Raw genomic sequence first — 16,724 nt, forward strand, 5'->3', positions numbered from 1 at the left:
GTTCAACCCCGCTTGCGCAGCACGTAGACCCGCCACATGGCGTAGCCCGGGAGGAAGTCATTACGGTCGAGGATGTCGAAGCCGGCCTCGGCGAACTCCGCCTCGATCACCGAACGGGCGACGACGAAGCGGTTCTGGTTGTCCTTCGCCGGCCGGCGGCGCTCCAGGCGCTTGCGCTTCCAGGCCTTGTAGTTGCCATCGACCCACAGCGAGACGATCAGCGTGTCACGGGTGACGCGGTGGAACTCACGCAGCATCGCCAGCCGGTGCTCCGGGTCGGCGATGTGGTGCAGTAGGCGCATGCAGAAGATGTTGTCTACCGCGTTGTCACCCATGTCGATGGCGAAGGCGGAGGTCTGAAAGGTCTCGACCCGCTTGAGCACTTCCAGCGAATGCGCCGATTCGGCGATCGCCAGCATGTCGGCGGAGTTGTCGGCGGCAAAGATCATCCGGCTTGGGTGCTCGGCCAGCAGCGGCCAGAAGCGCCCGGCGCCGCACGGCAGGTCCAGCACCAGATCAGGATCGCCGGCGATCTTCAGTGCGCGGCGCGCCATCTGCTCGTCACGCCAGTGCGACAGCCGCCGGGCCGGGCCATCCTGATGCTTGTGCAGGTATTCGTAGGCGTGCTGGCGGTCGTACTTGCGCGAGAACTCCAGTTCGATAGGGCTCGATGTGGTCATGGCGGGCATTCCGGTTGGAAACGGAACGCCAAACTAACCAGGCAGACATCAAGGGCACGTCAACGGGATGTGAAAAAAACGTCAAACCGCGCCGTCATGAAAGCGCACCTGAAAACAGCTGCCCTGCGGTTGCCGCGGCACCACACCTACCTGCCAGCCCTGGTGCGCGCAGATCCGCTTGACCAGCGACAACCCCAGCCCCAGCCCTTCGCCGCGCCCCTCGGCACCCCGCACGAACGGCTGAAACATGCGCTCCTGCTCCGCCAGGGGAATGCCCACGCCGCTGTCCTCGACGCGAAAGCCACCTTCGTCGAGGACCAGCCGCACCGTGCCGCGGTCGGTGTAATGCAGTGCGTTGCGCAGCAGGTTGGACATCACCGTGCCGAGCAGGGTGTGGTTGTAGACGCCGCGGTCCTCGCCCTCCTCCAGCAGCTCGAAGGCCAGGCCCTTCTCCGCCAGCAACGGTGCCCAGCGCTCGCTCTGCTCGGTCGCCACGCTCCGCAAGCTGGCGTCGCCGGCCAAGGACGTCTGTTGCGGACGCGCCCGCGCCAGCATCAGGAAGGTTTCCACCAGCTCATGCATTTCCTGCGCGGCGCGCTGGATGCGCGCCAGCGGTCGCTGCGCGGCTGGCGACAGCTCGGCCCGCTGCTCGAGCAGCTCGCAGGCGCCGAGCACCACCATCAGCGGCGTGCGCAGTTCATGGCTGACATCGGCGGTGAACAGCCGCTCACGCTCCAGGATCTGGCGCAGCTGGCCGAGGGTGCTGTCGAACGCAGCGGCCAGATGGCCGACCTCGTCATCGGGATACTGCAGTGCCAGCGGCGGCGCCAGCGGATGCAGCTGGTCGCGGTGGCGCACCTGGTTGGCCAGGCGGCTGACCGGTGCCAATACCCGGTTGGCCATCAGCCGCCCCAGCGCCCAGGCACCCAACACGCTGAGCAGAAAGCCGGCCAGCACGACGTTGAACAGCGCATCCTCACGGGCCTCGAACTCGTGCTGCTCCTGCACCAGCACGTAGCGCTCAGCGCCGACCTTGCGCACATAGACGTAGTAGGCATCGTCCTCGGTGAACCCCTCGCCGAGCCCGGCAAACGCCTTTGGCATCGGGTGCTCGGGCAGATGCGCGGCGAAGAAGTGGGTGCTGGTGTCCAGCTGCGGTGTCCGTCCGTTTGGCAGGTCCTCGTTGAGCACGATGTCCAGGTCGCGACTCAGCTCCTCGGTGACCAGCTGCTCCTCGATGAAGTGCACCACCCCGACGATGCCGAGGGCGAACGCCCCACTCACCACCAGCGTCATCAGCGTGAAGGCGATGACGATCCGCCGCGCCAGCGGCTGCTTAGCGAGCATCGCAGTCCTCCGCCAGGCGGAAGCCAAGGCCGTGCACGGTATGCAGCAACGGCTTGGCGAACGGCTTGTCGAGCACCTGGCGCAACTGGTGGATATGGCTGCGCAACGCATCGCTGTCCGGCACGTGATCACCCCAGACGGCATCTTCCAGCGCTTCGCGGCGCACCACCGCCGGGCTGCGCTGCATGAGGATCGCCAGCAGCTTGTGGCCGATAGGGTTGAGGCGAATCGGCTGGCCACCACGACTGGCCTCTAGGGTGTCCAGGTCGTAGCAGAGATCGGCCACCTGCAGCTGCCGGCGACGCGATCCCTGGCAGCGACGCAGGATCGCCTCGATACGGGCAACCAGCTCGGACAGCGCGAAGGGCTTGATCAGATAGTCGTCGGCACCGGCCTGCAGCCCCTTGATGCGGTCAGGCAGGGCATCGCGGGCGGTGAGCATGATGATCGGCGTATCACGCCCGGCATCGTCACGCAGGCGTTTGCACACCTGCAGTCCGTCGATGCCCGGCAGCATCAGGTCCAGCACGATCAGGTCGTAGTCCTGAGTGGCGGCCAGGTGCAGGCCGCTGAGGCCGTCCTGCGCGCAGTCGACCACGTAGCCCTTGAGCTCCAGGTAGTCGAGCACGTTGGCGAGGATGTCACGGTTGTCTTCGATGACGAGAATGCGCATATCGGTTCGCTAGCAGGCAAATGACGGAATTTTCACGCCTTCTTTACGAAGGGCTCACAGGCGGGTGCGCAGACTTCGCCGCGTTCGTCCTTAGCCGTGGATCATACGATGCCTTTTCCCCGACATGCTCAGCTTCGTTATCTCGCCCTGCTTCTGGGCCTCTGGCTCGGCACCTTCGTGCTGACTCGCTCGGCGTTGCTCGTCGCGCACTGGCAGGAGGCGACCGCCGGCCCGCTCGACATCCTGCGCATCTATGCCGAAGGCGCGATCTACGACCTGGCCTACCTGGCCTTTGCCGCCGTGCCGCTGGCGCTGTATCTCGCGCTCTGCCCGCGAAAGATCTGGGCCAGCCGCTGGCACCGCTTCGGCCTGCGCCTGCTGCTGGTGCTGAGCCTCTACGCGATGCTGTTCACCGCGGTGGCCGAGTGGCTGTTCTGGGACGAGTTCGGCGTGCGCTTCAACTTCATCGCAGTGGATTACCTGGTCTACTCCGACGAGGTCATCCACAACATCATGGAGTCCTACCCGCTCTTCACCCTGCTCGGCCTGCTCGCCGCTCTGGCCCTGGCACTCGGCCTGGCCCTGCAGCGGCCGCTCAGCCGCGCCCTTGCCGCGCCGAGCCTGCCCTGGCGCGGGAGCCTGGCGACGCTGGCCGGCGTAGCGGGCCTGGCACTGGCCGCGGCACTGGTGGTTGGCCAGGACTTTCCGCGCGGCAGCGGCGGCAACGCCTACCAGCGCGAGCTGGCGAGCAACGGCCCGTTCCAGTTCTTCGCCGCCTTTCGCAACAACGAGCTGGACTATCCGCAGTTCTACGCCACGCTGCCCGACGCCGAGATCGGCAGCCGCCTGCGCCGGGAAGTCGCCGAGCCGAATGCGCGCTTCCTCGGCAAAGACCCGCTGGACATCCGCCGGGCGATCGACAACCCCGGCCAGCCGCGTCATCTGAACGTCGTGCTGGTGACCATCGAGAGCCTCAGCGCCAAGTACCTGGGCAGCTTCGGCGACGCGCGCGGGCTGACCCCCAACCTCGACGAGCTGCGCAAGCACAGCCTGACCTTCACCAACTTCTACGCCACCGGCACGCGCACCACCCGTGGCCTGGAGGCGATCACCCTGTCCGTGCCGCCGACTCCGGGGCGCTCGATCGTCAAGCGCATCGGTCGCGAGAGCGGCTTCGCCAGCCTCGGCCAGCAACTCGGCGCCCAGGGTTACGACAGCGTGTTCCTCTACGGTGGGCGCGGCTATTTCGACAACATGAGCGCCTTCTTCGGCGGCAACGGCTACCGCGTGGTCGACCAGAGCAGCGCCGACGAAGCGGACATCCACTTCAAGAATGCCTGGGGCATGGCCGACGAGGACCTCTATGCCCTGGCCATGCGCGAGGCCGATGCCGACCACGCCGCCGGCAAGCCGTTCCTGCTGCAGCTGCTGACCACCTCCAACCACCGCCCCTACACCTACCCGGACGGCCGCATCGACATCCCCTCCGGCGAGGGCCGCGAAGGTGCGGTGAAGTACACCGACTACGCCATCGGCCAGTTCCTCGACAAGGCGCGGCGCAAGCCCTGGTTCAAGGACACGCTGTTCGTCTTCGTCGCCGACCATACCGCCGGCAGCGCCGGCTCGCAGGACCTGCCGGTGGCCAACTACCACATTCCGCTGTTCGTCTACGCGCCGGGCCTGATCGAGCCGCGCGAGTTCACCGGGCTGGCCAGCCAGATCGACCTGGCCCCGACTCTGCTCGGCCTGCTGAACATGGATTACGTGTCGACCTTCTTCGGCCGCAACCTGTTGCGCGAGGATGCCGCGCCGGGACGCGCACTGATCGGCAACTACCAGCACCTGGGCCTGTTCGACGGCCGCGACCTGGCGATCCTCAGCCCGCGCCTGCAGGTACGTCGGCATGACGAGGCGCTGCGCTCGAGCCGCGAATCCGAGGCACCGCTGAGCGACCCGCTGGTGCAGCGCGACATCGCCTACTACCAGGGCGCGAGCTACAACTACCGCCAGGGCCTGCTGAGCTGGCGGGCGCCAGCACCGCACGCCGATCAGCTCAGCCAACGCTAGACCGACCCGGCGCCCGACCAGGGCGCCTCTGGAGTTCCGATGCCCCGCCTACCCGACCGCTGCGAAAGCAGCCGCCCGTACAATTTCGTCCTTGGTTTCGGCGTGCCCGCCGCGCTGATGCTGGCACTGCTGATCGGCGACCCCAGCGAACTCGACTTCGCCTTCTCCCGGCTGTTCTACGAGCCGGGCGTCGGTTTCGTCGGCCGACACAGCTGGCTGCTCGAGGACTTCCTGCACGACCGCGTCAAGCAGGCGGTGATCGTCATCGGCGTGCTGGCCATCGCCGGCTTTCTGGTCAGCCTGCTGCCGACGCGCCTGGCGCGCTGGCGCCGCTCGCTGGGTTACCTGGTGCTGGCACTCGGCGTGTCGACCAGCATCGTCACCCCGCTCAAGGCCCTGACCGGCGTGCATTGCCCCTGGAGCCTGACCGACTTTGGCGGCCAGGAGACCTTCACGCCGCTGCTGGCCGAACGCGCACCTACGCTCAAGCCCGGTCGCTGCTGGCCCGGCGGGCACGCCTCGGCGGGCTTCTCGCTGCTGGCGCTGTTCTTCGTGTTGCGCGACCGCCGCCCGCGCCTGGCGCGCTACGCGCTGGGGCTGGCACTGGGCCTGGGCACGGTGATGTCGCTGGGCCGGGTCATGCAGGGCGCGCACTTCCTCTCGCACAACCTGTGGACGCTGCTGTTCGACTGGACGATCTGCCTGGCCTGCTACCGCCTGGTGCTCTATCGGCCGGCGCCGGCTCTGCAAGGTGCCGTCGCCGTCGAGCCCGCGCTCTAGTCAGCCGCCGGAAACGACAAAGGCGCAGGGTGCGGTTGCCCCTGCGCCTTTTTCTCGTCTGGACCTCGGCCGCTGGCTCAGCGATGGAAGGCCTCGGCCCGGTCCTGGTCGACCTGATGACGCCACTCGCGGTCACGCTGGCGCTGCCAGGCATCGCCACGCCGCGACGGCAGGCCACCGCTGCCCAGCGGCAGCGCCTCGCACTGGCGATAGCCGTCATCCCAGCCCTGCGCATAGAGCGGCTGGCTCAGGTAGCGCGGCACGTCCTTGCGAAATGCGGCCATGGCGCCGGCGGCCTGGCGGCCGCTGCTGCAACCGGCACCATAGCCCTCGAGGTAGGCCGGCGGATAGCCGTCGCCGGCGGGCTGAGCGGGGTCACCCTGACAGCCCGCCAGCACCAGTGCGGCGAACAACAGCGCCCGCGGCGCAGCGGCAGGCCGCCCCGCACGAGACCGGGTCGAGGAGCAATCAGGCAAACGGCGCATGAACATCGAATCACCCTGCAGGAGGCGACCGCACGCAGGCAGCGCGCGGCATCCGAAGCAGTCTGCGCGGGGCGCCGTCAGGGTTCCGTCAAACCGGCGTGAATGAAACGTGAAGCCGCGGGCGCCGGCCCGCCACTCGACCAGCGGCGAGGCCGCTGGCTTCAGCCCTCGCGGCGAAAGCTGTAGAACAGGTTCGGTTCGCTGACTACGTATAGCGTGCCGTCATTGTCGATCGTCACGCCTTCGGGCTGCGGTGCCGAGCGTTTCAGATCGCTGAACAGGCCGTTGAGGCTGCGGTAGCTGAGCATCCGCCCGTCGCCGCTGAGCTCCATCACCAGATGCGACTCGTCGCTGAGCAGAATCAGGTGGCCGGTGGCGGCATCGAAGTGGATGTCCGAAAGGTCGGTGGCGAACACCTGGCCCGTGATCCAGTCGCTGTGGTCGCGCACCTTCAGCTGCAGCCCCCCGTCGAGGCTTGCCGCCACGCCATCGACCTCGTAGAGCTGGCGCGGGTCGCGCTCCTTGACGATGAACATGCGGTCGCCCGCGGCATCGTAGGTCACCCCTTCGAAACCCTTGTTGCCGTTGAGGTTGATGCCCAGGGAAAAGAACCTGGCCTCGGCGCTGTCGATGGTGCGCGGCACGGCCGGCAACTGGAAGATGCTCACCTGCTGGGCCCGTTCGTCGGACACCGCCACGCGCCCGCCGCCCATGTAGGTGAGCCCTTCAATGTCGCCAAAACCCTGCAGCGGATAGCGCTCGAGCAGCTCGCCGGTCTTGCTCAGCGCGACGATTTCGGTCGGCCCACCGTTGACCACGCCCAACAGGCGGTCAAGGTCGGTGTCATAGGTGATGGCCGACAGGTTGCGTGCGATGCCCTCGATCGGCTTGGCGTCGATCTGCACCCGGTAGGCGGGCAGCCAGCGATTGGCGACGCCCTGATCGGTGACGTTCATCTGCCGGGTCAGGTAGAAGTACAGCCGCTCGTCCCAGTGCAACGCCACACCGACGCCCAGGCCGACCAGCAGCGCCAGCAGGCCGAACAGCCGACGCCGGCCGAACCGCAGCTTCAGGCGTTGCCCGGGGTAAAGGGAGATCTGCATCATCGTGGTACTTCCTCGTCCTGGCGCCGCCAGTTCTGTTCGGTAAGGAGCGTCCAGTGCCCGTGCTGTCCCGTTTCATGGCCCGCCTGCAAGGCTGGGCCCGTGCCCTCAAGCGCGACGTCATGGCGCTCTGGTTCTGCGCCCGCCACCCGGCGCTGCCCTGGTGGCTGCGCCTGCTGACCCTGGCCATCGTCGCCTACGCCCTGAGCCCGATCGACCTGATCCCCGACTTCATTCCGCTGCTCGGCTACCTCGACGACCTGCTGCTTCTGCCGCTGGGCATCTGGCTGGTACTGCGCCTGACGCCGCCGCAGGTGCTGGCCGAAAGCCGAGAGCAGGCGCTGGCCTGGGAGGCACGGCGTGCGGCCCGCCCGACCAGTCGCGCCGGTGCCTTGGCAGTCGTGCTGATCTGGCTGCTCGGCGCCGCGCTGGCCGGCTACTGGCTGCTCGGGCAAGGCCGACCATAACCAGCACCTTGTGAAAAAAACGTAACGGCCGAGCGCCGCCAGAACAGCGCTCGCCGCTTAAGACTGCCTTAAGTTTGCCGCCGCAGACTCCAGCCCAGATTCCTGAACCGAGGTTCCCCGAATGGAACTCCCCTGGGTTGATCACACTGACGTACTGGCACGCATCGGCCGCGAGCGGCCGATGACCCTGCAACTGGCCCAACCCGATCAAGGCGAGCGCCGCATGGCGCTGGAAGCCTTCATCCACCAGCGCTTCGCCGAGCACTACGGGGCGCACGTGAAGCACTTCATGCCCTGCCTGCTTGGCCTGCACGACGAAGACGGCACCGTGCAGGGCGCGGTCGGCCTGCGCAGCGCGCGGCGCCGCCCGCTGTTTCTCGAGCGTTATCTGGACGCACCGATCGAAGAGGCCGTCAGCCTGCGCAGCGGCCGGGCGATCCCCCGCGAGGAGATCGTCGAGGTCGGCAACCTGGCCGCCTTCGGCAATGCCTCGGCACGCCTGTTGATCGTCGCGCTGACCGACCTGCTGGTCGCCCAGGGCTTTCGCTGGGTGGTGTTCACCGGTACTCCGGCGCTGCTCAACAGCTTCCAGCGTCTGGCGCTGACGCCGCTGCCCCTGGGCCTGGCCGATCCGGCACGAATGGGCGACGAGCTGCCGGACTGGGGCAGCTACTACGCCAGCCGCCCGCAGGTGATGGCCGGCGAGATCCTGCCCGGCCACCAGCATCTGCTGCAGCTCGGCGTGTACGCCAGGCTTGGCTATCAGCCGCTGTTCGATACCAGCGAGGTGCCCCATGCAGCCTGCAGCTGAACGCTTCTGGACGGCCCTTGAACAGCACAGCGGTATTGCCCTGAGCGAGGGCACGCGCCAGCTGAGCTATGCCGAACTGCGCCACGAGGTCGCCGCCCGTGCCAGCCGGCTCGAAGCGCTCGGCGTCGCGCGCGTCGCGCTGGCCCTGGACAATGGCCTGGAATGGGCGCTGTGGGACCTCGCGCTGCTGCGCGCCGGGCTGGTCTGCGTACCGCTGCCGGGCTTTTTCTCGCCGGCGCAGCAGGCGCACGTGCTGGAACACGCGGGCATCGATTGCCTGATCGGGGCGACCCCGGCACCGATCGAGCGCAGCAGCTTCACCGCCCAGGAGCCCGGCCTGTACCTGCGTCAGCCGGGCGCCGTCACCGCGGTGCCGCCCGGCACCCTGAAAATCACCTATACCTCCGGCACCACCGGCCAGCCCAAGGGCGTGTGCCTGGATGCACGCGCACAGCTCGCGGTGGCCGAGAGCCTGCGGCAGGCCAGCCTGCCGTGCGACGTGCGCCAGCACCTGTGCGTGCTGCCGCTGGCGACGCTGCTGGAGAACATCGCCGGGCTCTATGCGCCGCTGCTGGCCGGCGCACGGGTCGAGCTGCGCCCGCTGGCGGAGATCGGTTTCAGCGGTGCGGCGGGCTTCGAGCTGCAACGTTTGCTGGTCACGCTGCAGACAAGCCAGCCGCACAGCCTGATCCTGCTGCCGCAGCTGTTGCTGGCTCTGGTCAGCGCCGCCGAGCAGGGCGTGCCGATGCCGACCTCGCTGCGCTTTATCGCGGTCGGTGGCGGCCGCGTCGCGCCGCAGCTGTTGGAGCGCGCCGAGCGGCTCGGCCTACCGGTGTTCGAGGGCTACGGCCTGTCCGAGTGCGCCTCGGTGGTCTGCCTGAACACACCCGAGGCACGGCGCATCGGCACGGTCGGCCGGCCGCTGGCGCACGTCGAACTGCGCTTGGCCGACGATGGCGAGGTACTGGTGCGCGGCCCGCATATGCTCGGCTACCTCGGCGAACCGCCGCAGGTCGGCGAGTGGCTGCCGACCGGCGACCTCGGCCACTTCGAGGATGGCTTCCTGATCCTGCACGGGCGCAAGAAGCACCAGTTCGTCACCGCCTACGGGCGCAACGTCAACCCGGAATGGGTGGAGGCCGAGCTGGTGCAGCAGGCAGCCATCGCTCAGGCCTGGCTGCATGGCGAGGCACTGGCACAGAACGCCGCCGTGCTGGTGCCCAGACGCGGCGATTGCAGCGATGCCGAGCTGCGGGCGGCAGTCGAGCGGGTCAACGCCGGCTTGCCGGACTACGCCCGCGTGCACCACTGGCTGCGCGCCGCCGAGCCCTTCACCGCCGGCAACGGCCTGGCCACCGCCAACGGCCGGCTGCGTCGCAACGCCCTCTTCAACCATTACCAATCGGCGATCAACGCCCTTCTGTCCTGACTTTCGAGGTTCATCATGGATTTCTTCGACCAGTTGCAACACCAGACCAATGCCGAGCGCGAATACCTGCTTGGCGCGCCGATCATCCACTCCGCGCTCGCCGGCACCGCGACCCACGAGCAGTACATCGCCTTCCTGACCCAGGCCTACCACCACGTCAAGCACACGGTGCCGCTGTTGATGGCTTGCGGCGCACGCCTGCCGGAACGGCTGGAGTGGCTGCGCGAGGCGATCGCCGAATACATCGAGGAAGAAATCGGCCATCAGGAATGGATCCTCAACGACATCCGCGCCTGTGGCGGCGATGCCGAGGCGGTGCGCCACGGCCAGCCGGCGCTGCCCACCGAACTGATGGTCGCTTACGTCTACGACCACATCGCGCGACACAACCCGGCGAGCTTCTTCGGCATGGTCAACGTGCTCGAAGGCACCAGCATCGCCCTGGCGACCCAGGCCGCCGGCGTGCTGCAGGACAAACTTCAGCTGCCGGCCAAGGCGTTCAGCTACCTGACCTCGCATGGCAGCCTGGACCTGGAACACATCGAATTCTTCAAGCGCCTGATGAACCGCCTCGACGACGAGGACGACAAGGCCGCCGTGGTGCACACCGCGCGCGTCGTCTACCGCCTCTACGGCGACATCTTCCGCAGCCTGAGCGCGCCGGAGCACGACCATGCAACTGCGTGACGCGCGCATCCTGCTGACCGGCGCCAGCGGCGGCATCGGCCAGGTGCTGGTCGAGCGGCTCTGCGCGAACGGCGCACGGCTGTTACTGGTGGGACGCGACAGTCTTGCCCTGGAAGCGCTGACGCGTCGCTATCCGGGGCAGGTCAGCCTGGTCTGCGCCGACCTCACCCAGCGCAGTGGCCGGCATACCGTGCTCGATGCAGCGCGGCATTTCGGCGGCCTCAACTGCGTGATCAATGCCGCCGGGATCAACCAGTTCAGCCTGCTCGAACAGCAGGACGAGGACGCCATCGCCCGCCTGATCGGCGTCAACGTCACCGCCACGCTGCAGCTGACCCACCTGCTGCTGCCGCTGCTGCGCCAGCAACCGCAGGCGCTGCTGGTCAATCTCGGTTCAACCTTCGGCTCCATCGGCTACCCGGGTTTCGCCGCCTACTGCGCGAGCAAGTTCGCCCTGCGCGGTTTTTCCGAGGCGCTGCGCCGCGAGCTGGCCGACAGTCACGTCAAGGTGCTCTACATCGCCCCGCGCGCCACCCGTACGACCATGAACAGCGACGATGTGGTGGCGATGAACAACGAGCTGCAGGTGGAGATGGACGATCCGCAAGAAGTCGCGCGGCAGATCGTCCACGCCATCGCCGCCGAGCGCGAAGAGCTCTACCTCGGCTGGCCGGAAAAACTCTTCGTGCGCCTCAACGGGCTCCTGCCGCGGCTGGTCGACCAGGCCCTGCGCAAACAGTTGCCGGTGATCAAGCGCTTCGCCGGCGCCGAACAGCCGCAGCCACCCACACCCCAGCCCAACTCAACCGGAGAACACCCATGAAGCGCCTGCTCGGCCTCTGCGCCCTGATGCTGGCCCTGGCCAGCCACCCCTCCTTCGCCCTCAGCCCGGCCGGCGAATCGTCGCTGCAGCAGATCCAGACGCGCTGGGCGGAGATCAACTACCTGCTGCCCGCCGCACAGCGCGAAGCGGCCTTCGCCCGGCTCGCTTCGGAAGCCGAAAGCGCGGTGGTCGGCGAACCGCAGGCCGCCGAGTTGCACATCTGGCACGGCATCGTGCTCAGCACCTGGGCCGGCGCCAAGGGCGGGCTCGGCGCGCTGGGTCTGGTCAAGCAAGCTAAAGCTGAACTGGAGAAAGCCATCGAACTTGAGCCACAGGCGCTGGATGGCTCGGCCTACACCAGCCTCGCCAGCCTCTACTACCAGGTGCCCGGCTGGCCGATCGGCTTCGGTGACGAGGACAAGGCTGAGGCGCTGTTCAAGCAGGCGCTGGCGCTGAACCCGAACGGCATCGACCCGAACTACTTCCACGGTGATTTCCTGCTGCGTCAGAAACACTACGGGGAAGCGCGCGCGGCGCTGGAAAAGGCCCTTGCCGCGCCCGACCGTGCGGGTCGTGAAGTCGCCGATGCCGGTCGCCGCGACGAAGCCCGCGCGCTGCTCGCGCAGGTCAAGGAAAAGCTGGAATAACCGGCTGCGGCGGCGTTGAATGCACAGCAATGCCGCGAACCCTTCAGGACGACAGGAACGACATGCGCATTCTGCTGGTGGAAGACGATCGCGCCCTCGGCGAGGGCATCCGCACCGCACTCAAGCCCGAGGGCTACACGGTGGACTGGCTGCAGGACGGCGCCAGCGCGCTGCATGCGCTGAGCCACGAGAGCTTCGAGCTGGCCATCCTCGACCTCGGTCTGCCGCGTATGGACGGTCTGGAAGTGCTCAAGCGCCTGCGCGCCAGCGCCAACCCGATCCCGGTGCTGGTACTCACCGCGCGCGATGCCACCAGCGACCGCATCGCCGGGCTGGATGCCGGCGCCGACGACTACCTGGTCAAGCCGTTCGACGTCGCCGAACTCAAGGCCCGCCTGCGCGCTCTGCTCCGGCGCAGCTTCAATCGCCCTGAGCCGGTACTGGAGTACCGCGGCATCCTGCTCGACCCGGTCAATCAGCAGGTCAGCTACCAGGGCACCCCGATCAACCTGCCGCGCAAGGAGTTCGTCCTGCTGCATGAGCTGATCGCCCAGCCCGGTCGCGTGCTGACCCGCGATCGACTGCAGCAGGTGCTCTACGGCTGGGACGAGGAAGTCGAGAGCAACGCGCTGGAGGTGCATATCCATCACCTGCGCAAGAAATTCTTCCCCGAACTGATCCGCACCGTACGTGGGGTCGGCTATTTGGTGGACAAATGCTGAGGCGCTCTATCCGCAACCGCACCCTGGTGCTGGTGCTCGGCATCCTGCTGCTGTCGCTGAGCCTGATTTCCTGGCGCAGTTATCGCGACGCCCGCCACGAGATCGAGGAGCTGTTCGACGCCCAGCTGGCGCACAGTGCTCGACTGGTACAGGGGCTGGTGATGCGCGACATGAATCCGCAGGCCCGCAATGCGCTGCAGCAGGCGCTGGACGCCGCGGTGAATGCGCGGCGCGATCAGGGCGTGCCGGGGCACGACTACGAAACCAAGCTGGGCTTTCAGGTCTACGCAACGGATGGCAGCAGCCTGTTGCAGTCAGCCGGCGCGCCGCACGGCGCCTTGCAGCGGCTGGCCGGCGCCGACTCCGCCTCACCCTTCAGCCATCTGAGCGGCGGCTATCACGACGTGCAGCTCGACGGCCATACCTGGCGGCTGTTCCTGCTGCACGACCGCGAGGACGATCTGTGGATTCTGCTCAGCGAGCGCGGCGACGTACGCGGCGAGCTGGTCGGCAAGATCGCCCGGCGCAGCCTGCTGCCCGACCTCATCGGCCTGCCGCTGCTGGCACTGCTGATCTGGCTGGCGGTGGGCTGGGGTCTGCGCCCGCTGGCGCACATGGCACAGCTGTTGAAGAGTCGCGATCCGGACAACCTCGCGCCGCTGCTGCTGGCGCCGCTGCCGCAGGAGCTGGAGCCGGTGGCCGCCTCGCTGAATCGCCTGCTGCAGCAGGTCAATCAACTGGTCGATCGTGAAAAACGCTTCATCGCCGACGCCGCCCATGAACTGCGCACGCCCCTGGCAGTGCTGCGCATCCATGCGCAGAATGCGCAACAGGCCGAGCAGCCGGATGACCGTGAAGCCGCCCTGCAGCAACTGCTGACCGGCGTCGATCGCACCACCCGCGTGGTCACCCAGCTGCTCACGCTCGCTCGCCTGGAACCCAATGCGCAGCCGCGGCATCCACAGCAGTTGGACCTGCTGCCGCTGTGCCGCGAATGCCTCGCCGAGCTGACGCCGCTGGCCCTGGCGCGCGATCAGGAACTGACGCTGGAAGCTGACGACGTGGCCGATCACCGGCTTCCCGGCGATGCCGCCGCGCTCGCCACGCTGCTGCAGAATCTGGTCGGCAATGCCCTGCAGTACACGCCCGATGGCGGGCAGATTCAGGTCAGCCTCCAGACCATGGAAAACGGCGTCAGCCTACGCGTGGATGACAGCGGTCCGGGCGTGCCGGCAGCGCAGCGCGACAAACTGTTCGAGCGCTTCTACCGCCAGGGCGACGGCCAGGGCGCGGGGCTCGGCTTGGCCATCGTCGCACGCATCGCCGAACTGCACGGCGCGACCATCGAACTGGCGGACTCACCGCTCGGCGGGCTGCAGGTCGGCGTGCACCTGCCCCGCCAGCCACACCACTAGCCCAGACCGACCTGCGGCGAGCTGCCGCGACCGCCCGCCGCAGGCGCAACGGGCATTCGCTAAGGTTCGCTTAAGGCTGGCGCCCTAGACTGCCGACATTCCCCTACTCGGAGTGTGTGAAATGACTGCATCGAACCCTCTGGCACGCTACGGTCGCCTGAGCATTGCCCTGCACTGGCTGATGCTGCTGTTGATCGCAGCCGTCTACGCCACCATCGAACTCAAGGGCAATTTCGCCAAGGGCAGTGAACCGCGCGAACTGCTCAAACACTGGCATGTCATGCTCGGCCTGACGGTGTTTGCACTGGTCTGGCTGCGCTTGGTTGCGCGCTGGCTGCATCCCGCACCCAAAGCGGTCGCCGGAGCCGGCTGGGAACGCGCGCTGGCCAAGCTGATGCACCTGGCGCTGTACGGACTGATGATTGGCCTGCCACTGCTCGGCTGGCTGACCCTGAGCGCGGCGGACAAGCCGATTCCCTTCTTCGGCCTTGAGCTGCCGGCGCTGATCGGCGCCAACAAGGAGCTGGCCGGCGAGTTCAAGGAGCTGCATGAAACGCTGGCGGTGGCCGGCTACTGGCTGATCGGCCTGCACGCGGCGGCGGCCTTGTTCCACCAATACGTGCGCCGCGACGGCACCCTGTTGCGCATGCTGCCGCAGCGCCACCAGGCCTGAGGCGCAGACACGAAAACGCCCGGTCGACTCATCATCGACCGGGCGTTTTCATGGGTCAGCCGAGCAGTTCGCTGAACGGCAGATACTCCACCGTCTCACCCTCTTCCAGCGTGCGGTTGCGCTCGACGATGGCCAGGCCTTCGGCCCAGCTCGCTGAGGTCAGCATCGCTGAGCCCTGACGCGGATGCAGGCACACGCGCATCTCGCCATCGACCTGCTCCAGCCGCGCGCGCAGGTACTGGCGGCGGTTGTTCGGCTTGCGCCAGGCGAAGCCGGCGGTCAGGCGCAGCGGCTTGGGCAGCACCTCGGTGCAACCCTGGGCACTGAGCAGGAACGGCCGCGCCACCACCAGCGAGGTGATCAGCGCCGCCGCCGGATTGCCGGGCAGGCCGATCCACGGCTTGCCATTGACCTCGCCAAACGCCAGCGGCTTGCCCGGCTGGATCGCCAGACGCCACATGTGCAGCTCGCCCAGTTCGCGAATGGCCTGCTTGAGATGATCCTCCTCGCCGACCGAGACGCCACCGGAGGTGATCAGCATGTCCCATTCGGAGGCGGCCAACGCCAGGGCGTCACGGCTGGCGGCCAGTTCGTCGACGAGGATTTCGTAGTCGTGAACCTCCATTCCGAGGCTGCGCAGCACGCTGAGCAGACAGTAGCGATTGGAGTTGTAGATCTGCCCGGGCGCCAGCGGCTCGCCGGGTTCGCGCAATTCGTTGCCGCTGGAGAGCAAACCGATGCGCAGGCGCCGATAGACCGCGACGCGGGCCACGCCGAAGCTCGCCAGCAGACCGATCTCCTGCGGGCGCAGACGCTTGCCGGCCTGCAGCACGGGGGCGCCGGCCTGCAGTTCCTCGCCCTGACGACGCACATGGGCGCCCTGGGTAACGCCGGGGAAATGCACGCGATCAGCCTCGATCTGACAATCCTCCTGCGCCACCACGGTGTCGGCGCCCGGCGGCAGCGGCGCGCCGGTGAAGATGCGCACGGCGTGGCCAGCAGGCAGTTGCTGGTCGGCGGCATCACCAGCGGCGATGCGCCCGGCCAGCGGCAGCCAGCCGCCTTCCGCCGGCAGATCGGCAGCGCGCAGGGCGTAGCCGTCCATCGCGCTGTTGTCCCAGGCCGGCACCGGGAAAGGTGCGTCGAGCGACTCGGCCAGCACCCGGCCAAGAGCATCGGACAAGGCGACGTGTTCCACCGGCGGCAGCGCCGGCACCCGCGCCAGCAGTTCGCCGATGGCCTCGTCGACCGGCTTCAGGCCACTGGTGTCGCAGCCACAGGCGCTCATGAGCGTGGCCCGCAGTACTCGACCGCGGAAGCCTTGAGGTGCGGCACGAAGTTGCAGGGCTTGGTGCGGCTGTCCAGCTGTTCGACGAGGATCTTGTTCCAGGCGGTACGGCAGGCGTTGGTCGAGCCCGGCAGGCAGCAGACCAGGGTGCCGTTGCTCATGCCGGCCAGCGCGCGGGACTGCACGGTGGAGGTGCCGATCTCGCCCAGCGAAACGTAGCGGAACAGTTCGCCGAAGCCATCGACGTCTTTGTCCAGCAGCGGCTGTACCGCCTGAGGAGTGTTGTCGCGGGCGGTGAAGCCGGTACCACCGGTCACCAGCACGACCTGCACGTTCTCGCTGGCAATCCAGCTGCAGACGCGGGCGCGGATCTGCCAGACGTCGTCCTTGACGATGGCCCGCTCGGCCAGCGTATGGCCGGCGCTCTGCAGGCCGTCGATCAGCGCCTGGCCGGAGGTATCGGAATCGATGTTGCGGGTGTCGCTCACCGTGAGCACCGCAATGCTCAGGGGCTGGAATTCGGTGTTGGACAGGTGAGCCATGGCTCGAAACTCCCTTGAAGATGTGTGCGCAGGCTGCACCGGCGCCGTATGCGAACCCATTCCCCATTGGAGGTATGTCCGCGCG

The 16,724-nt window shown here is 67.7% G+C and carries 18 protein-coding genes; 11 read left to right on the top strand and 7 right to left on the bottom strand.

What is annotated here, in order from left to right; all coding sequences use genetic code 11:
• Positions 1-2 precede the first annotated feature (2 nt).
• The 3 genes from LW136_RS18080 to LW136_RS18090 form a co-directional block, all read right to left on the bottom strand.
• Positions 3-680 carry a class I SAM-dependent methyltransferase gene (locus LW136_RS18080; RefSeq protein ID WP_003302059.1) on the bottom strand — a complete coding sequence of 226 codons (678 nt, stop codon included), beginning with the start codon at positions 678-680 and terminating at the stop codon, positions 3-5.
• 81 nt (positions 681-761) lie between these two features.
• Positions 762-2,027, bottom strand: coding sequence for a sensor histidine kinase (locus LW136_RS18085; protein WP_234173355.1), 1,266 nt, complete (start codon positions 2,025-2,027; stop codon positions 762-764).
• Complete coding sequence (locus LW136_RS18090; RefSeq protein WP_003302056.1) at positions 2,017-2,700, bottom strand: response regulator transcription factor; 684 nt, start codon at positions 2,698-2,700, stop codon at positions 2,017-2,019. The genes LW136_RS18085 and LW136_RS18090 overlap by 11 nt, the downstream gene beginning before the upstream one ends.
• 108 nt (positions 2,701-2,808) lie before the next feature.
• Here LW136_RS18090 and LW136_RS18095 point away from each other — a divergent pair, with 108 nt between their 5' ends.
• Positions 2,809-4,767 (top strand): LTA synthase family protein, encoded by a 1,959-nt coding sequence (locus LW136_RS18095; RefSeq protein WP_200293654.1) that lies wholly within the window; start codon positions 2,809-2,811, stop codon positions 4,765-4,767.
• 117 nt (positions 4,768-4,884) lie between these two features.
• Positions 4,885-5,547, top strand: coding sequence for a phosphatase PAP2 family protein (locus LW136_RS18100; RefSeq protein ID WP_376748555.1), 663 nt, complete (start codon positions 4,885-4,887; stop codon positions 5,545-5,547).
• A gap of 77 nt (positions 5,548-5,624) precedes the next feature.
• Here LW136_RS18100 and LW136_RS18105 read toward each other — a convergent pair whose 3' ends face one another.
• Both LW136_RS18105 and LW136_RS18110 read right to left on the bottom strand, forming a co-directional pair.
• Positions 5,625-6,038, bottom strand: a complete 414-nt coding sequence (locus tag LW136_RS18105) for a hypothetical protein (protein ID WP_234173356.1) — start codon at positions 6,036-6,038, stop codon at positions 5,625-5,627.
• Between the two features lie 155 nt (positions 6,039-6,193).
• Positions 6,194-7,135: an SdiA-regulated domain-containing protein gene (locus LW136_RS18110; RefSeq protein ID WP_043222919.1), complete on the bottom strand. Its 942-nt coding sequence runs from the start codon at positions 7,133-7,135 to the stop codon at positions 6,194-6,196.
• A gap of 77 nt (positions 7,136-7,212) precedes the next feature.
• Here LW136_RS18110 and LW136_RS18115 point away from each other — a divergent pair, with 77 nt between their 5' ends.
• The 9 genes from LW136_RS18115 (at position 7,213) to LW136_RS18155 (ending at position 14,809) form a co-directional block, all read left to right on the top strand.
• Positions 7,213-7,602, top strand: coding sequence for a YkvA family protein (locus tag LW136_RS18115; protein ID WP_234175280.1), 390 nt, complete (start codon positions 7,213-7,215; stop codon positions 7,600-7,602).
• A 121-nt stretch (positions 7,603-7,723) separates the two neighbouring features.
• Positions 7,724-8,413: a thermostable hemolysin gene (locus LW136_RS18120; protein ID WP_023445713.1), complete on the top strand. Its 690-nt coding sequence runs from the start codon at positions 7,724-7,726 to the stop codon at positions 8,411-8,413.
• Positions 8,397-9,842, top strand: a complete 1,446-nt coding sequence (locus LW136_RS18125) for an AMP-binding protein (protein ID WP_234173357.1) — start codon at positions 8,397-8,399, stop codon at positions 9,840-9,842. Before LW136_RS18120 ends, LW136_RS18125 begins: the two co-directional genes overlap by 17 nt.
• A gap of 15 nt (positions 9,843-9,857) precedes the next feature.
• Positions 9,858-10,529 (top strand): iron-containing redox enzyme family protein, encoded by a 672-nt coding sequence (locus LW136_RS18130; RefSeq protein WP_234173358.1) that lies wholly within the window; start codon positions 9,858-9,860, stop codon positions 10,527-10,529.
• Positions 10,516-11,352: an SDR family oxidoreductase gene (locus LW136_RS18135; RefSeq protein ID WP_234173359.1), complete on the top strand. Its 837-nt coding sequence runs from the start codon at positions 10,516-10,518 to the stop codon at positions 11,350-11,352. Before LW136_RS18130 ends, LW136_RS18135 begins: the two co-directional genes overlap by 14 nt.
• The gene (locus LW136_RS18140) at positions 11,349-11,999 is read left to right on the top strand and encodes a tetratricopeptide repeat protein (RefSeq protein WP_234173360.1); all 651 of its coding nucleotides are present in this window, start codon (positions 11,349-11,351) and stop codon (positions 11,997-11,999) included. The genes LW136_RS18135 and LW136_RS18140 overlap by 4 nt, the downstream gene beginning before the upstream one ends.
• Before the next feature lie 62 nt (positions 12,000-12,061).
• Positions 12,062-12,721 (top strand): response regulator, encoded by a 660-nt coding sequence (locus LW136_RS18145; protein WP_014821503.1) that lies wholly within the window; start codon positions 12,062-12,064, stop codon positions 12,719-12,721.
• Positions 12,715-14,136 (top strand): ATP-binding protein, encoded by a 1,422-nt coding sequence (locus LW136_RS18150; RefSeq protein ID WP_234173361.1) that lies wholly within the window; start codon positions 12,715-12,717, stop codon positions 14,134-14,136. The genes LW136_RS18145 and LW136_RS18150 overlap by 7 nt, the downstream gene beginning before the upstream one ends.
• A 121-nt stretch (positions 14,137-14,257) precedes the next feature.
• Positions 14,258-14,809 (top strand): cytochrome b, encoded by a 552-nt coding sequence (locus LW136_RS18155; protein WP_234173362.1) that lies wholly within the window; start codon positions 14,258-14,260, stop codon positions 14,807-14,809.
• A 55-nt stretch (positions 14,810-14,864) separates the two neighbouring features.
• Here LW136_RS18155 and LW136_RS18160 read toward each other — a convergent pair whose 3' ends face one another.
• Both LW136_RS18160 and moaB read right to left on the bottom strand, forming a co-directional pair.
• Entirely contained in the window at positions 14,865-16,097 is a 1,233-nt protein-coding gene (locus LW136_RS18160; protein WP_234173363.1) for a molybdopterin molybdotransferase MoeA, read from the bottom strand.
• Positions 16,094-16,639 carry a molybdenum cofactor biosynthesis protein B gene (gene moaB, locus LW136_RS18165; RefSeq protein WP_179484810.1) on the bottom strand — a complete coding sequence of 182 codons (546 nt, stop codon included), beginning with the start codon at positions 16,637-16,639 and terminating at the stop codon, positions 16,094-16,096. Before moaB ends, LW136_RS18160 begins: the two co-directional genes overlap by 4 nt.
• Positions 16,640-16,724: the final 85 nt, after the last annotated feature.

Source organism: Stutzerimonas kunmingensis (genome assembly GCF_021432085.1).
Taxonomy (GTDB): Bacteria; Pseudomonadota; Gammaproteobacteria; order Pseudomonadales; family Pseudomonadaceae; genus Stutzerimonas.

Excerpts from the sequence above, each read along its gene's own strand:
- LW136_RS18080 (WP_003302059.1), bottom strand. The coding sequence starts at position 680 with ATGACCACATCGAGCCCTATCGAACTGGAGTTCTCGCGCAAGTACGAC.
- LW136_RS18085 (WP_234173355.1), bottom strand. The coding sequence starts at position 2,027 with ATGCTCGCTAAGCAGCCGCTGGCGCGGCGGATCGTCATCGCCTTCACG.
- LW136_RS18090 (WP_003302056.1), bottom strand. The coding sequence starts at position 2,700 with ATGCGCATTCTCGTCATCGAAGACAACCGTGACATCCTCGCCAACGTG.
- LW136_RS18095 (WP_200293654.1), top strand. The coding sequence starts at position 2,809 with ATGCCTTTTCCCCGACATGCTCAGCTTCGTTATCTCGCCCTGCTTCTG.
- LW136_RS18100 (WP_376748555.1), top strand. The coding sequence starts at position 4,885 with ATGCTGGCACTGCTGATCGGCGACCCCAGCGAACTCGACTTCGCCTTC.
- LW136_RS18105 (WP_234173356.1), bottom strand. The coding sequence starts at position 6,038 with ATGTTCATGCGCCGTTTGCCTGATTGCTCCTCGACCCGGTCTCGTGCG.
- LW136_RS18110 (WP_043222919.1), bottom strand. The coding sequence starts at position 7,135 with ATGCAGATCTCCCTTTACCCCGGGCAACGCCTGAAGCTGCGGTTCGGC.
- LW136_RS18115 (WP_234175280.1), top strand. The coding sequence starts at position 7,213 with ATGGCCCGCCTGCAAGGCTGGGCCCGTGCCCTCAAGCGCGACGTCATG.
- LW136_RS18120 (WP_023445713.1), top strand. The coding sequence starts at position 7,724 with ATGGAACTCCCCTGGGTTGATCACACTGACGTACTGGCACGCATCGGC.
- LW136_RS18125 (WP_234173357.1), top strand. The coding sequence starts at position 8,397 with ATGCAGCCTGCAGCTGAACGCTTCTGGACGGCCCTTGAACAGCACAGC.
- LW136_RS18130 (WP_234173358.1), top strand. The coding sequence starts at position 9,858 with ATGGATTTCTTCGACCAGTTGCAACACCAGACCAATGCCGAGCGCGAA.
- LW136_RS18135 (WP_234173359.1), top strand. The coding sequence starts at position 10,516 with ATGCAACTGCGTGACGCGCGCATCCTGCTGACCGGCGCCAGCGGCGGC.
- LW136_RS18140 (WP_234173360.1), top strand. The coding sequence starts at position 11,349 with ATGAAGCGCCTGCTCGGCCTCTGCGCCCTGATGCTGGCCCTGGCCAGC.
- LW136_RS18145 (WP_014821503.1), top strand. The coding sequence starts at position 12,062 with ATGCGCATTCTGCTGGTGGAAGACGATCGCGCCCTCGGCGAGGGCATC.
- LW136_RS18150 (WP_234173361.1), top strand. The coding sequence starts at position 12,715 with ATGCTGAGGCGCTCTATCCGCAACCGCACCCTGGTGCTGGTGCTCGGC.
- LW136_RS18155 (WP_234173362.1), top strand. The coding sequence starts at position 14,258 with ATGACTGCATCGAACCCTCTGGCACGCTACGGTCGCCTGAGCATTGCC.
- LW136_RS18160 (WP_234173363.1), bottom strand. The coding sequence starts at position 16,097 with ATGAGCGCCTGTGGCTGCGACACCAGTGGCCTGAAGCCGGTCGACGAG.
- moaB (WP_179484810.1), bottom strand. The coding sequence starts at position 16,639 with ATGGCTCACCTGTCCAACACCGAATTCCAGCCCCTGAGCATTGCGGTG.